At 68.8% G+C, this 13,990-nt stretch carries 11 protein-coding genes; 5 read left to right on the top strand and 6 right to left on the bottom strand.

Going from position 1 to position 13,990, the window contains the following annotated elements; all coding sequences use genetic code 11:
- From ACFWGZ_RS31765 to ACFWGZ_RS31745, 5 genes are all read right to left on the bottom strand, one after another.
- Positions 1-2,903 (bottom strand): alpha-mannosidase (locus ACFWGZ_RS31765; RefSeq protein ID WP_382455272.1); only part of this gene is annotated, 2,903 nt, incomplete at its 3' end.
- Between the two features lie 4 nt (positions 2,904-2,907).
- Positions 2,908-4,026 (bottom strand): glycosyl hydrolase, encoded by a 1,119-nt coding sequence (locus tag ACFWGZ_RS31760; RefSeq protein WP_382455271.1) that lies wholly within the window; start codon positions 4,024-4,026, stop codon positions 2,908-2,910.
- Between the two features lie 19 nt (positions 4,027-4,045).
- Positions 4,046-4,867, bottom strand: coding sequence for a carbohydrate ABC transporter permease (locus ACFWGZ_RS31755; RefSeq protein ID WP_382455270.1), 822 nt, complete (start codon positions 4,865-4,867; stop codon positions 4,046-4,048).
- A complete protein-coding gene (locus tag ACFWGZ_RS31750; RefSeq protein WP_382455269.1) occupies positions 4,864-5,733 on the bottom strand; it encodes a carbohydrate ABC transporter permease in 870 nt (289 codons plus the stop codon). The genes ACFWGZ_RS31755 and ACFWGZ_RS31750 overlap by 4 nt, the downstream gene beginning before the upstream one ends.
- Before the next feature lie 4 nt (positions 5,734-5,737).
- Positions 5,738-6,991 (bottom strand): ABC transporter substrate-binding protein, encoded by a 1,254-nt coding sequence (locus ACFWGZ_RS31745; protein ID WP_382455268.1) that lies wholly within the window; start codon positions 6,989-6,991, stop codon positions 5,738-5,740.
- Between the two features lie 96 nt (positions 6,992-7,087).
- Here ACFWGZ_RS31745 and ACFWGZ_RS31740 point away from each other — a divergent pair, with 96 nt between their 5' ends.
- Positions 7,088-8,077: a LacI family DNA-binding transcriptional regulator gene (locus tag ACFWGZ_RS31740; protein WP_382455267.1), complete on the top strand. Its 990-nt coding sequence runs from the start codon at positions 7,088-7,090 to the stop codon at positions 8,075-8,077.
- A gap of 90 nt (positions 8,078-8,167) precedes the next feature.
- On the opposite strand, the gene ACFWGZ_RS31735 is transcribed toward ACFWGZ_RS31740, so the two are convergent.
- A complete protein-coding gene (locus tag ACFWGZ_RS31735) occupies positions 8,168-9,067 on the bottom strand; it encodes a LysR family transcriptional regulator (RefSeq protein ID WP_382455266.1) in 900 nt (299 codons plus the stop codon).
- 486 nt (positions 9,068-9,553) lie between these two features.
- On the opposite strand from ACFWGZ_RS31735, the gene tig reads away from it, so the two are divergent.
- The 4 genes from tig (at position 9,554) to clpX (ending at position 13,955) form a co-directional block, all read left to right on the top strand.
- Positions 9,554-10,900, top strand: a complete 1,347-nt coding sequence (gene tig, locus ACFWGZ_RS31730; RefSeq protein ID WP_382455265.1) for a trigger factor — start codon at positions 9,554-9,556, stop codon at positions 10,898-10,900.
- 305 nt (positions 10,901-11,205) lie between these two features.
- The gene (locus ACFWGZ_RS31725) at positions 11,206-11,790 is read left to right on the top strand and encodes an ATP-dependent Clp protease proteolytic subunit (protein ID WP_382455273.1); all 585 of its coding nucleotides are present in this window, start codon (positions 11,206-11,208) and stop codon (positions 11,788-11,790) included.
- Positions 11,791-11,825: 35 nt separating this feature from the next.
- The gene (locus ACFWGZ_RS31720) at positions 11,826-12,440 is read left to right on the top strand and encodes an ATP-dependent Clp protease proteolytic subunit (RefSeq protein ID WP_112275787.1); all 615 of its coding nucleotides are present in this window, start codon (positions 11,826-11,828) and stop codon (positions 12,438-12,440) included.
- A 234-nt stretch (positions 12,441-12,674) separates the two neighbouring features.
- Positions 12,675-13,955, top strand: coding sequence for an ATP-dependent Clp protease ATP-binding subunit ClpX (clpX, locus tag ACFWGZ_RS31715; protein ID WP_191305687.1), 1,281 nt, complete (start codon positions 12,675-12,677; stop codon positions 13,953-13,955).
- Positions 13,956-13,990: the final 35 nt, after the last annotated feature.

Raw genomic sequence — 13,990 nt, 5'->3', positions numbered from 1 at the left:
CTCGTGAATCGCAAAGTGACCACCTGGAACGGGCGCAGCACCACCTCTGCCGTCGCGGCGGCCAGGGGGCGTTCCAGCAGGTCGGTCTCCTGGACGCCGGTGTGGGCGAAGGAGGTGCTGATCGTGGCCTTGGCGCGACCGCCGTGGGCCTCGTAGAGCCGGACGACGACGTCGCCCGACCGGTCGTCGGCCAGTTTCACGGCCTCGACCCTGACCGCCGGGTTGCCCGTGCGCACCAGGGGGTGCGGGGCCGTGGAGCCGCGGACCGACTGCGGGGGCAGGTTGATGCGGTAGCCGGCCTCGACGGCCGCGGGCAGGTCGCCGACGACCAGGGCGTAGCGGAAGCGGTGCTCGCCCTGGTCGGTGTCCGGGTCGGGGAACCTCGGCGCGCGCAGCAGGGACAGGCGCACGGTCGTGGTCGTGCCGCCGTCCTCGCGGGTGGTGCGGGTGACCTCGTGGCCGTAGGTGGAGTCGTTGACCACCGCGACGCCGTAGCCCGGTTCGCCCACGTGCAGGAAGCGGTGGGCGCAGATCTCGAACTTCGCCGCCTCCCACGAGGTGTTGGTGTGCACCGGGCGGTGCAGGTGGCCGAACTGGGTCTCGGCCGTGGAGACCTCGGCGCGCAGGTCCAGCGGGAACGCGATCTTGAGCAGCTTCTCCCGCTCCTGCCAGTCGACCTCGGTGTCGAAGTCGACCTGCTTCGCGCCCTCGCGCAGCCGGATGGTCTGGGTGAGCACCGAGTCGCCGAACTTCGCCCGCACGACCACGCCGTCGGCCGCGTCGGTGCGTTCGGACGGGGTCAGGTCGGCCTTCCAGTTGCGGTAGAACGGGTCGATGTCCCAGGCGTCCCACTGGTTCGGGTTGTCGCGGTGCAGCTGCGGCATGCCCGCGAACCCGTGCGGGGGCAGCACCTCGCGGTCGGTCTCCAGGTCGAGGATCGAGAGCACGATGCCGCCGGGGTCGATCGTGACGCGCAGCCGTCCGTTGTCCAGCACGCCGTCGACGGGCGCGACGAACGGGCGCGGGGCGTCGCCGCCGAGCACGTCGAAGGTGATCTCCTCGTCGCCGTCGCCCCGCAGCACGTCGATCGCCTGTGCCGTCAGGGCCCTCAGCTCCGCCTCGACGCGGGCGTAGGTCGCCCGCGCCTCGCGGTGCACCCAGGCGATCGAGCTGCCCGGCAGGATGTCGTGGAACTGGTGCAGCAGCACGGTCTTCCACAACCGGTCGAGGTCGTCGTACGGGTAGTCGGCGCCCTGCAGCGCCGCCGCCGTGGCCCAGTGCTCGGCCTCGCGCAGCAGGTGTTCGCTGCGGCGGTTGCCCTGCTTGGTCTTCGCCTGGGTGGTGTAGGTGGCGCGGTGCTTCTCCAGGTACAGCTCGCCCGCCCAGACCGGCGCGTCCGGGTACTCGTCCTGCGCGGCCTGGAAGAACTCGCGCGGTGGCTCGACCTTCACCGTCGGCGAGCCCTCGAGGTTCGCGACGCGGTGCGCGGTCTCCATCATCTCGCGGGTCGGGCCGCCCCCGCCGTCGCCGTAGCCGAACGGGACGAGCGAGCGCGAGGCCCTGGCGTGCTCGGCGAACTGGCGCGAGGCGCGGGCCAGCTCCTCGCCCGACAGCGACGAGTTGTAGGTGTCGACCGGCGGGAAGTGCGTGAAGATCCGGGTGCCGTCGATGCCCTCCCACCAGAAGGTGTGGTGCGGGAACTTGTTGATCTGGTTCCACGACAGCTTCTGGGTGAGGAACCAGCGCGAGCCCGACAGCTTGATCAGCTGGGGGAGCGCGGCGCTGTAGCCGAACGAGTCCGGCAGCCACACCTCCTCGGTCTCCACGCCGAAGTTGTCCAGGAAGAACCGCTTGCCGTGCACGAGCTGGCGGGCCATCGCCTCGCCGCCGGGCATGTTCGTGTCCGACTCGACCCACATGCCGCCGACCGGGACGAACTGGCCCGTGCGGACCTTCTCCCGGACGCGGTCCCAGACGTGCGGGTGGTGCTCCTTCATCCACGCGTACTGCTGCGCCTGCGAGCACGCGAAGTAGAAGTCCGGGTAGTCGTCCATCAGCCTGGTGACGTTGGAGAACGTCCGCGCGCACTTGCGGACCGTCTCGCGCAGCGGCCACAGCCACGCGGAGTCGATGTGCGCGTGGCCGATCGCCGACACCTTGTGCGCGGACGCGCCGGCGGGCAGCGACAGCACGTGCTCCAGCTCGGCGCGGGCGAGGTCGGCGGTGGCGGCGACCTCGTTGAAGTCGAGCGCGTCCATCGCCCGGTCGAGCGCGTGGAGGATCTTGTGCCGGCGCGGGTCGTGGTCCGGCAGCTCCTTCATGAGCGACTGCAGCACCTCGATGTCGAGCATCAGGTGCCAGACCTGCGGCTGGAACACCGCGAGCTCGGCCTTGAGGATCCGGTAGAGCGGCTCGCTGCCCGCGGTCTGCTTGTCACCGAGCCGGGTCGGCAGGAACGGGTGGAAGTCGAGGATCGTCGGGTTGCCCGCGGCCTCGAGGTAGTAGAGGACCTCGCCGCCCTCGACGGGCAGGTGGGTGTTGCGCGGCTCGATGCCCTTCACGGGCACGCCGTCGGCCGTGTACGCGAGGCCTTCCGACTGGAAACCGGGGCCGGGGTGGGTGAAGCCGAGGTCCAGCACGACCTCGACCTGCCTGCCCTCCCACTGCGGCGGGACGGTGCCGGTCAGCCGGAACCAGCTGGTGCTCCACGGCGCGCCCCACGCGTCGCCGACGCTCGCCGGTTCGTAGGTGGCGCCGAGGGCATCGGCGACCGGGACGGGTTCGTCCGGCACGGTCCACACCGCCAGTTCCAGCGGTGCGGTCTCGCCGTGGACCGCCGGGCGGATGCGTTCCCTCAGCGTGCGGTCGAGTCGTTCTTCCAGCAGCCGGCGTTCGTCGTGCACCTGTTCACCCCAACTCGATCGAGGACCGCACGCCTTCGCGCGCGTGTGCCATCCACTCTTCGAAGAAGGCGCCACCCGGACCCCACGAGGGCCGGTCGCCGTGCAGCTTGATCGGCGCGCGCGTCACGGGCTCGTGCTCGCACTCGCGCACCATCCTCGCGATCGCCTCCCCGAGCGGCTTGGCCTTGCGTTCCGTCGTCAGCAACCCCAACTCGTACTCGCGTTCGGGGAAGTCCACCAACGCGCGGTCGACATCGTGCGAGCACCACCACGTGACGCCCCACAGGTTCGAGCAGGTGAGGACGTTCGCAAGCGTGTGCTCGGCGAACAGCGGCGCCTGCTCGGCGCTGATCTCCGGCTGGGCGGCGCCGACCTCCTGCAACCACACGGGCCGGCCGGGGTCCTTCGCGTGCGCCTTCGCCAGTTCGACGAGGTACTCGGCGTGGTGGACGCTCTCGACGGAGAGCGGGCCGTAGCGCTGCGCCGCGCCGTTGAAGACCCACGAGTGGACGGTCGTCATCGCACCCTTGTTGGCCGCGTGCTCCGGCAGGAACGAGTGCTCGCTCTCGTACCAGACGGCGTCGTACTCGGAGTGGACGTGCGGGAGACCCGGTGCGGCCTCCTCGCACTCGGCGAGCAGCGCGTCGATCCACTCGCCGGCCTGCTCGGGGGTGCACGGGTTCGACTCGGTGAGCAGGTTGACCTCGTTGCCGAGGGTGAAGCCGAGGAAGTTGGGCTTGTCGCGCAGCGCCTCGGCGAGCGCGCGGACGTAGCGGCGCTGCCCGTCGAGGACGTCCGGGTCGGTGAAGATGTTGCGGCGGTGCCAGGTCTGCACCCACGACGGGTAGAAGTCGAAGCTCGACAGGTGGCCCTGCAGCACGTCGACCTGCACGTCCAGGCCGGTCTCGCGGGCCGCGTCGAGCATCAGGGCGAGCTGGCCGACGGCCCGCGGGCGCACCAGCCCGCGGTTGGGCTGGAACACCGGCCACAGCGGGAAGACCCGAACGTGGTCGAGCCCGAGGGCCGCGATGGACTCGAAGTCGGCTTTGACGTCGTCGAGGGAGAAGTCGAGCCAGTGGTGGAACCAGCCGGTCGACGGGGTGTAGTTCACGCCGAAACGCAAGGTCGATCTCCTCGGTGGGTCATCCCTTGATCGCGCCCTCTCCCACACCGCGGAAGAAGTGCTTCTGCAGCAACAGGAACAGGAGGATCAGCGGCAGGACGGCGATGATCGTGCCCGCCGCCACCAGCCGCTGGTTCTGCACGAACGTGCCCTGGAGGTACGCCAGGCCGATGGTGAGCGTGTACTTCTCCTGGTCGCTCAGCACCACGAGCGGCCAGAGGAAGTCGTCCCAGCTGAACATGAACGAGAACAGCGCCACCACGACCAGCGTGCCCTTCACCGACGGCAGCGCGAGGCGGGTGAAGCGCTGCCACGCGTTGGCGCCGTCGATGATCGCGGCCTCCTCGACCTCGGCGGGGAGCGCGAGGAAGGCGTTGCGCAGCAACAGGACGTTGAGCGCGGCGATCGAGCCGGGCAGCACGACCGCGGTGAGCGTGTTGGTCAGGCCGAGCCCGCGCATCACCAGGAACAGCGAGATCAGGATCGCCTCGAACGGCACCAGGATGCTGCTCGCGAAGACCACCGCGGCGAGCTTGCGGCCCCGGAACTTCAAGCGTGCCAGCGCATAGCCGGCCATCGCCGCGCCCAGGCAGTTGGTGACGACGTTGACGCCCGCGACGCCGAGCGAGTTGAGCGCGAACGACCAGACCGGCACGACCTCGGCCACGGCGGCGTAGTTGCCGAACGTCGGGTCGTCCGGGATGAAGTCGGGGACGAAGACGTCCTCGCCCGGCCCCTTGATGCTCGTCGCGAACTGCCAGAGGAACGGGCCGATGCTGATCGCCAGGACGGCGAGCAGCCCGAGGTAGCGCAGTGCCAGGAAGACGTGGGCGCGCTTCACAGCTGGTCCTCCCTGCGGTTCAGCCGGAGGGTGAGCAGCAGCAGGCCCAGCAGGACCACGAAGAGCACGAGGCTGAGCGCCGACGCGTACCCGACCTCGCCGGTGAGGCCCCGGCCGACCGACTGGATCAGCATCACCATGGTGGTGCTCGCCCCGCCCGGCCCGCCGGTGCCGCCCGACAGCAGGTAGATCTCGGAGAACACGCGGAACCCGTTGACCGCGCTCAGCGCCGCGACGAGCACCATCGTCGGCCGCAACGCCGGCACCGTGACCGACCAGAAGCGGCGGACCGGGCCCGCGCCGTCGACCATCGCGGCCTCGTGCAGGTCCTTCGGCACGTTCGCGAGCGCCGCCAGGTAGATCACCATGTAGTAGCCCAGACCGCGCCAGACCGTCACGACCATGGAGCTGACCAGCAGCAGCGTCGAGTCGGTCAGGAACCCGATCGGGCTGCCTCCCAGCGCCTGCACCACGGAGTTCACCAGGCCGCGGCTGTCGAGCAGCCACGTCCAGATGAGCCCGACCACGACCGCGGACGCGATCACCGGCGTGAAGAACGCCGTGCGGAAGATCCCGATGCCCGGCACCATCTTCTGCGCGAGCACCGCGATCAGCAGCGGCAGCAGCACCAGCGGCGGCACGACGCACACCATGTAGAGCAGGCTGTTGCGCGCCGCCAGCCAGAACTTGGGGTCCTGGGCCATCCGCGCGAAGTTGTCCAGCCCGGTGAACCGGCCGCCGCCCAGCGCGCTCGCGTCGGTGAACGCGAGCACGAGCATGTTCACGAACGGGAAGATCGTGAACATCAGGCAGACGGCCAGTCCCGGCACCAGGAACAGCCACGGCGTGTAGGGGCGATGGGTCATCGGGCTACTTCAGGAGCCGGTTGCACTCGGCGACGGCGTCGTCCAGCGCCTGCTTCGGCGACTTCTTGCCGAGCATCGCGTCCGCGAGCTGCTGCAGCAGCGCCTCCCGCATCTGGTCGCTGAACTGCACGGGCGTGTAGTTCACCGCGGTCTTGAGCTGCTTGGCCGCCGCGACCCGCACGCGTGCCTCGTCGGAGCCGTCCTCGGTGGTGAAGTACGGGTCGTCACCGCCCTTGGTCGTGGACGGGAAGATCGACGCGAGCTTCGCGAACTCCACCTGGTTCGCGGCGTTGGTGAGGAACCGGCCGAACGCGAGCGCCGTCGCCTGGTTCCTGCTGCTCTTCGGCACGCTGACGCCGTGCAGGAACATGTTGGCGCTGCCCGTGTTCGTGATGGGCGTGGTGATGCCGATGTTCGCGTAGAGGCCCGGCGCGTCGGTCTTGAACTTGCCGAGGTCGTAGGCGCTGCCGGGGTTCATCGCGGTCTGCTGCGCCATGAACTTCGTGCCGGCGCCGGTGTAGTTCTGCGTGAGCGCCTCGGGGATGAGCGCGCCCGCGTCGTACATCCGCTTGTAGGTCTCGACGAACTCGACGCCCTTGGGCTCGTTGAAGGTGAACTTGTCGTTCTCGAAGAGCTTCACACCGTAGAGCCCGAAGTCGGCGATGGACGGCGTCTGGCCGAGGATCGCGACCTTCTTCGCGGCGAGCTTGAGGGCGGTCTGCTCGAGCTGCCCGAAGTCCTTCGGCGGCTGGTCCGGGTCGAGGCCCGCCTGCTGGAAGAGGGCCTTGTTGTAGAAGAGCGGCCCGGTGTTGAGGTACCAGGGGAAGCCGTAGCAGCCGCCCTTGCCGGGGATCTCGAACGCCTGCCAGGCGTTCTCGAGGTACTCGGGCTTCGCGTCCTTCAGGCTCTCGTCGAGGTTGACGAGCTGGCCCGCCTTGGCGAGCGGGAAGCTCAGGTCCGGCGGGACGTTGATGACGTCGGGGAGGCTCCCCGCGCTCGCGTCGGCCATGACCTTCGCCAGGTACCCGTCGGCCGGCTGGTCGACCCACTTCACCGAGGTGCCCTGGTGCTGCTTCTGGAACGCCTCGACGACACCGTTGACGTAGTCGGTGTACTTCGGTTTGAGCGACCACGTCTGGAACGTGATCTCGCCGGTGACCTGGCCGTTCGCGGCCGAGTTGCTCGCCGTGTTACCAGACAGCCCGCAGCCCGCCACGGGCACCGCCACCAGGCTCGCGAGGAACGTGCGCCTCTTCATTGACACCCACCTCCTGCTCGCGGACCCTAGCTAAACCGGTTTATCTGCGGCTAGCCTCCGAACGTCGAGTTGTCTCGTTCCGGACAAGGGGTGCCCGTGAGAAGGCCGACGATCAAGGACATCGCGGCGGCCGCCGGGGTGTCCAAGGGCGCCGTGTCGCTGGCGTTGAACGGCCGGTCCGGGGTGTCGGAGTCGACTCGGGCCCGCGTGCTGGACGTGGCCTCCGCGCTGGGGTACCGGCCGTCGGTCACCGCGCGCGCCTTGTCGTCCGCTTCCGCCGACGCGGTGGGGCTCGTGCTGGTCCGGCCGCCGCGGGCGCTGGGGGACGAGGCGTTCTTCTTCCAGCTGATCGCCGGGATGCAGTCGGAGATGTCCTCCGCGTTGTTGCTGCAGGTGGTGTCGTCGCGGTCGGCCGAGATCGAGCTGTACCAGCGGTGGTGGGCCGAGCACCGGGTGGACGGGGTGTTCCTCGTCGACCTGCTCGTGGACGATCCGCGGGTCGAGTTGATGTCGTCTCTGGGGCTGCCGGCCGTGGTGGTCGGTGGGGCTGGGCACCACGGTGCGCTGGCGTCCGTGTGGGCCGACGACTACGCGGCGATGACCTCGGTGGTGGAGTACCTGAAGTCGTTGGGGCACAGGCGGATTGCTCGCGTCGCCGGGCTGGCCTCGTTGCTGCACACCGTTCGGCGGGATCAGGCGTTCCTCGCGTCCGTCGTGGACGGTGTGATCGTGGCAGGGGACTACACGGCCGAGTCCGGGGCCGCTGCCACCCGGTCGCTGCTGACCTCTCCCGAGCCGCCCACGGCGATCGTGTACGACAACGACGTCATGGCGGTGGCCGGGGCCGAGGTGGCCGCCGCTCTGGGGGTGGCTGTGCCGTCCGCGCTGTCGCTCGTCGCCTGGGACGACTCGGTCCTGGCCCAGCGGGGGCGGATGACCGCGCTTTCCCGGGACACGTTCGCCTTCGGGGCCCGGGCCGCCCGGGCTCTGCTGGCCGTGGTGGGCGGGGCTTCGCCCACCGATGTGGAGGACGTGCTGCCCGAGCTGGTGGTCCGGGGCAGCACCTCGGCCGCGCCGGTTGGTTAGTCCGGGTGGCTCCCCGTCGTGCCGGGAGCCACCCGGACCTTCGTGTCGAGCCCGACCACTGCTCGCCTTCGGCCTCGTGGAGGTGGCGTGTCAGGTCAGGGAGGCGACCTGGTCGCTGACCACCTGCGCGGCTGCCGACACCAGGGCCGTCACCGCCGGGTTCGTCGAGTTGTCCTGGCGCCAGCCGAACTGCGTGTAGACGCGGAAGGTCGGGGACCAGGGCAAGCGGACCAACCTGCCGTCCGAGAGCTCGGAGGACACGGTGACCTCGGGCATCAGCGCGATGCCCAGGCCGGAGGCCACCGCTCGTTTCGCGGCGTCCACCGAGTCCAGCTCCAGGACGGGGGCTCGGGTGTCGTCGAAGCCGATCGTGTGCTCGAAGAGCTCGTGGTAGGAGGCGCCGTTCTCGGCCCTGATGAGGGTGCTGCTCGTGATGTCGTCCTCGGTCAGGGACTGGCGCTGGGTGAGCATGTGGTTCGGGCCGGCGACCATCACCAGGGGCTCCGGGCACAGGACGGTCGTCTCGAGGCCCTCGCGGGGCTCTATGGCGCCGATGAAGAAGGCGCAGTCCAGTTGGCCGTCCCGGACCGAGGCGAGGTTGTTCAGCGCGTTGCGCGAGTGCAGGGAGAGTTGGACCGACGGGTAGCGCCAGCACATGTATTCGATGAGCGGTAGCAGACGGTAGTCGGTCAAACTCTGTGCGGAACCGATGACGAGTTTGCCGTGCGGCTCGCCGTTCATCGTGATGGCTTTTCGGGCCTTTTCGGTGAGGTTGATGATGTTTCGCGCGAAGGGGAGGAGTTCCACCCCGGCGGACGTCATCTGGATACCTCGGGGGAGACGCCGGAAAAGGACGACCCCGAGGGCCTCCTCCAGGGCCTTGATGCGGGTGGTGATGGTCGGCTGCGAGCAGTTGAGCGTGGCTGCGGCCTTGGTGAAGCTCCCTGTCTGAACCACGGTAGTGAACGCGAGAAGCTGGCGTGTCTCCATCAGGCGGATCCTCGGAGTAAAACGGTGCGACGACTTTTTCTCGTTCGTTCCCGTGATCCCGTTACGGGTGGTGCAGGAGCCGTAACGCTACCTGTCGGTCGCGAGCCCCGGATTGGTGCTAACGGAGTCATCTTGATCTGCGTCGAAGAAGGGTTTCCACCGAAAGAGTGAAATTGAAGCTGCCGATTTGACGGGCCGTAGTGGGGCGTGTTGTTTCGGTGAAGTCGTTCGCCGGACGAACAAAAGACCACCCTCCTCCGGTGGTGGGACGGTGGCCGGCGGGCCGCGGTTCCCGGCCGGGCCGAGCCGGTGCGGCGGTCGTGCGACGGTCGTGCGGCCGGAGGCGTCGGTGCCGGTGCGGGCCGGCGGAATCCGGGGTGGCGGCGGTCACACCGCGGGTCTCGCCTAGACTCGCTGGGAATCCGGGCGTCCCGTGTGGCGGTACCGGCTGTCTTGCACGTTCTTGTTCGTATCGAGGAGTCCACGTTGAAGAGCACCGTCGAGCACCTGAGCCCGACGAGGGTCCGGATCAACGTCGAGGTGCCGTTCGACGAGCTCAAGTCGAACTTCGACCAGGCGTACCGGAAGCTCGCGAAGCAGGTCCGCATCCCCGGCTTCCGCCCGGGCAAGGCCCCCGCCAAGGTCCTGGAGAACCGCATCGGCCGCGCGCCCGTGCTGGACGAGGTCATCCAGGAGGCCATCCCGGCCAAGTACCTGGAGGCGGTCTCCGCGGGTGAGGTGCGCACGCTCGGTCGCCCCGACTTCGAGGTCACCAAGATCGAGGACGGCCAGACGCTCGAGTTCACCGCCGAGGTCGACGTCCGTCCCGAGATCACCGTGCCCGCCTTCGGCGAGCTGGCCGTGACCGTGGACGAGCAGGAGGTCGGCGACGAGGACGTCGCGACCCAGCTCGACGAGCTCCGCGCCCGCTTCGGCACCCTGACCGGCGTCTCGCGCCCCGCCGAGACCGGCGACTTCGTGAGCGTCGACCTGTCGGCCACCGTCGACGGCGAGGAGGTCGAGGAGGCCCGCACCGCCGGCCTGTCCTACGAGATCGGCTCCGGCCAGCTCGTCGAGGGCATCGACGACGCGCTCGTCGGCGCCTCCGAGGGCGAGACCAAGACCTTCACCACCACGCTCGTCGCCGGCGAGCACTCCGGCCGCGAGGCCGAGGTGTCCGTCGTGCTGAACTCCGTCAAGGAGCGCCAGCTGCCGGAGCTCGACGACGAGTTCGCGCAGCTCGCCAGCGAGTTCGACACGCTCGACGAGCTCAAGGCCGACCTGCAGACCCGCCTCGCCCGCGTCAAGAAGATGCAGCAGGGCGTCCAGGCGCGCGACAAGGTCCTCGAGGCGCTGCTGGAGACCACCGAGGTCCCGCTGCCCGAGGGCATCGTCCAGGGCGAGATCGACGCCCGCAAGCACGACGCCGTGCACGCCTTCGACCACGACGACGAGAAGTTCGCCGCGTGGCTCGCCGAGCAGGGCCAGTCGGAGGAGGAGTTCGACACCGAGCTCCGCACCGCCGCCGAGCAGGCCGTCAAGACGCAGCTCGTGCTCGACTCGATCGCCGACGCCGAGCAGGTCACGGTGTCCGACGGCGAGCTGACCGAGCGGATCATCTACCAGGCCCAGCGCTTCGGCATCTCGCCCGACGAGTACGTCAAGCGCGCGCAGCAGTCGGGTCAGCTCGGCGCGATCTTCGCCGACGTCCGCCGCGGCAAGGCGCTCGCCAGCGTCGTGCGCCAGGCCGAGGTCACCGACACCGCCGGCACCAAGCTCGACCTCGACGAGCTCTTCGGCGAGACCAAGTCCGATGAGGACGGCCAGGACTAGCCAGGGCTGGTCGGGACCAGCCAGGACCAGCGAGGTCGTGCCGATCGTCCGGTCACCCGCTCGCGCCGAAAACGGCGAAGCCCTTTTCGGCGCGAGCGAGTCGGGCGGACGACCGGCTTGAGACGACCTCGCCCCGCGAGCGGGCGAGCGGATTAAATACAGCCCTGAGCGAACGCGGGCGGTGTCGGGCATCTGACGCCGCCCGTCTTCGTTAAGGTCGATCGCAGAGAGTTTTGGCATCCAGATTCGTTCCACCTGGAGTTAGGCAGGCAGACGTGACGCAGCACTCCTTCCCGACCCCCGAGATGCGGTCGGCCACCGCCGGGATGAACCTCAACGACTCGGTGTACGAGCGGCTGCTCCGCGAGCGGATCATCGTCCTGGGATCGCAGGTCGAAGAGGGCATCGCCAACCAGATCACCGCTCAGCTGCTGCTGCTGGCCGCTGAGGACCCCGAGAAGGACATCACCCTCTACATCAACTCGCCGGGTGGCTCCGTCACGGCGGGCATGGCCATCTACGACACGATGCAGCTGATCGAGCCGGACGTGGCCACCGTCGCGATGGGCCTCGCGGCCTCGATGGGCCAGTTCCTGCTCTCGGCGGGCGCCCCCGGCAAGCGCCAGGCGCTCCCGCACGCGCGCATCCTCATGCACCAGCCGTCCGCCGGTGTCGGTGGCACGGCCGCGGACATCGCCATTCAGGCGGACATGCTCACGCGCACGAAGCTCGAGATGGCCCAGCTCATCGCCGAGCACACCGGCCAGTCGGTCGAGACCATCACCCGCGACTCCGACCGCGACCGCTGGTTCACGGCCCAGGAGGCGCTGGAGTACGGCTTCGTCGACAAGGTCGTCACCCGGTCCCAGCCGGTCAGCTCGGGCAACTAGGAAGCTGAGGAGATCTCGAAGTGAGCCAGTTCCACATGCCTCAGTCGCGCTACGTGCTGCCCTCGTTCGTCGAGCGCACCAGCTACGGCATGAAGGAGTCGAACCCGTACAACAAGCTGTTCGAGGAGCGCATCATCTTCCTCGGCGTGCAGGTTGACGACGCTTCGGCCAACGACGTGATGGCGCAGCTGCTGGTGCTCGAGTCCGAGGACCCGGACCGCGACATCCTGATGTACATCAACTCGCCGGGTGGCTCGTTCACCTCGCTGATGGCCATCTACGACACGATGCAGTTCGTGCGCCCGGACATCCAGACGTACTGCCTCGGCCAGGCCGCCTCGGCCGCCGCGGTGCTGCTGGCCGCCGGCACGCCCGGCAAGCGCCACGCGCTGCCGAACGCGCGAATCCTGATCCACCAGCCCTCCATGGAGGGCGCGTACGGTCAGGTTTCCGACCTGGAGATCCAGTCGAACGAGATCCAGCGCGTGCGCCGCCTCATGGAGTCCACCCTGGCGCGGCACACGAACCGGACGGCGGAGGAGGTTCGCGAGAGCATCGAGCGCGACCGCATCCTCACGGCCGAAGAGGCCAAGGAGTACGGCATCGTCGACTCGGTGCTGCCCTACCGCAAGCTCTCGGCCAAGTCCTGACGCGAGCGGTTCCCGAGGACTGGGACACCCCGTCCTCGGGAGCCGACACGCCCGGGAAGACCGCGTGTCTGGCCTGATCGGCGCGTCGGAGAGTTGCGGGTCCTCCCCTGAAACGGGGTGGGCCAGGTACCGTCAGTGCAACGGGCTCAGCACCCACAGCCAGTGGGACTGCCACAGCAAGTCAGCAGGCGCACTACAGCAGGTGTGCGCCGGAGGGGACATAGGTCAGCGGTCATGGCGCGTATCGGTGACGGCGGCGACTTGCTGAAGTGCTCTTTCTGCGGAAAGAGCCAGAAGCAGGTGAAGAAACTCATCGCCGGCCCCGGCGTCTACATCTGCGATGAGTGCATCGATCTCTGCAACGAGATCATCGAGGAGGAGCTGGCGGAAGCCGGCGACGTGAAGCTCGACGAGCTGCCGAAGCCCGCCGAGATCCACGAGTTCCTCGACCAGTACGTCATCGGCCAGTCCGACGCGAAGCGGACCCTCTCGGTCGCCGTCTACAACCACTACAAGCGCATCCAGGCGGGCGACCGCGGGCGCGAGGGTCGTGACGACGGCGTGGAGCTCGCGAAGTCGAACATCCTGATGCTGGGCCCGACGGGCTGTGGCAAGACCTACCTCGCGCAGACGCTCGCGAAGATGCTGAACGTGCCGTTCGCCATCGCCGACGCGACCGCGCTGACGGAGGCCGGCTACGTCGGTGAGGACGTCGAGAACATCCTCCTGAAGCTCATCCAGGCCGCCGACTACGACGTGAAGCGCGCCGAGACGGGCATCATCTACATCGACGAGGTCGACAAGATCGCTCGCAAGAGCGAGAACCCGTCGATCACGCGCGACGTCTCCGGTGAGGGCGTGCAGCAGGCGCTGCTCAAGATCCTGGAGGGCACGACGGCGTCGGTGCCCCCGCAGGGCGGCCGCAAGCACCCGCACCAGGAGTTCATCCAGATCGACACGACGAACGTGCTGTTCATCGTGGCCGGGGCCTTCGCGGGCCTGGAGAAGATCATCCAGGACCGGGTCGGCAAGCGCGGCCTGGGCTTCGGTGCCGAGGTGCGGTCCAAGGCCGAGACGGACGCGGCGGACTACTTCGCCGACTCCATGCCGGAGGACCTGATCAAGTTCGGCCTGATCCCCGAGTTCATCGGGCGTCTGCCGATGGTCGCCTCGGTGACCAACCTCGACAAGCCGTCGCTGGTCATGATCCTCACCGAGCCGAAGAACGCCCTGGTGAAGCAGTACCAGAAGCTGTTCGAGATGGACGGCGTCGAGCTCGAGTTCACCAAGACCGCGCTGGAGGCGGTCGCCGACCAGGCGATCCTGCGCGGCACCGGTGCCCGCGGCCTGCGCGCGATCATGGAAGAGGTCCTGCTCCCGGTGATGTACGACATCCCGAGCCGCACGGACGTCGCCAAGGTCGTCATCACCGAGCAGACGGTGAAGGAGAACGTGAACCCGACGATCGTGGCCCGGCAGCCCTCACGCCGCGAGCGGCGCGAGAAGTCGGCTTAGGCCCGACGAGCTCCACCCGAAGGGCGCCCGGCTCC

This window comes from Lentzea sp. NPDC060358 (assembly GCF_042725365.1).
Lineage (GTDB): Bacteria > Actinomycetota > Actinomycetes > Mycobacteriales > Pseudonocardiaceae > Lentzea.
Note: the sequence above shows the minus strand (reverse complement) of the source record. Positions and strands in the feature narration are given on the sequence as shown.

Bases quoted from the DNA above. Each gene is read 5' to 3' on its own strand.
- ACFWGZ_RS31750 (WP_382455269.1), bottom strand. From the start codon at position 5,733: ATGACCCATCGCCCCTACACGCCGTGGCTGTTCCTGGTGCCGGGACTG.
- ACFWGZ_RS31745 (WP_382455268.1), bottom strand. From the start codon at position 6,991: ATGAAGAGGCGCACGTTCCTCGCGAGCCTGGTGGCGGTGCCCGTGGCG.
- ACFWGZ_RS31735 (WP_382455266.1), bottom strand. From the start codon at position 9,067: ATGGAGACACGCCAGCTTCTCGCGTTCACTACCGTGGTTCAGACAGGG.
- ACFWGZ_RS31725 (WP_382455273.1), top strand. From the start codon at position 11,206: ATGCGGTCGGCCACCGCCGGGATGAACCTCAACGACTCGGTGTACGAG.
- ACFWGZ_RS31720 (WP_112275787.1), top strand. From the start codon at position 11,826: ATGCCTCAGTCGCGCTACGTGCTGCCCTCGTTCGTCGAGCGCACCAGC.
- clpX (WP_191305687.1), top strand. From the start codon at position 12,675: ATGGCGCGTATCGGTGACGGCGGCGACTTGCTGAAGTGCTCTTTCTGC.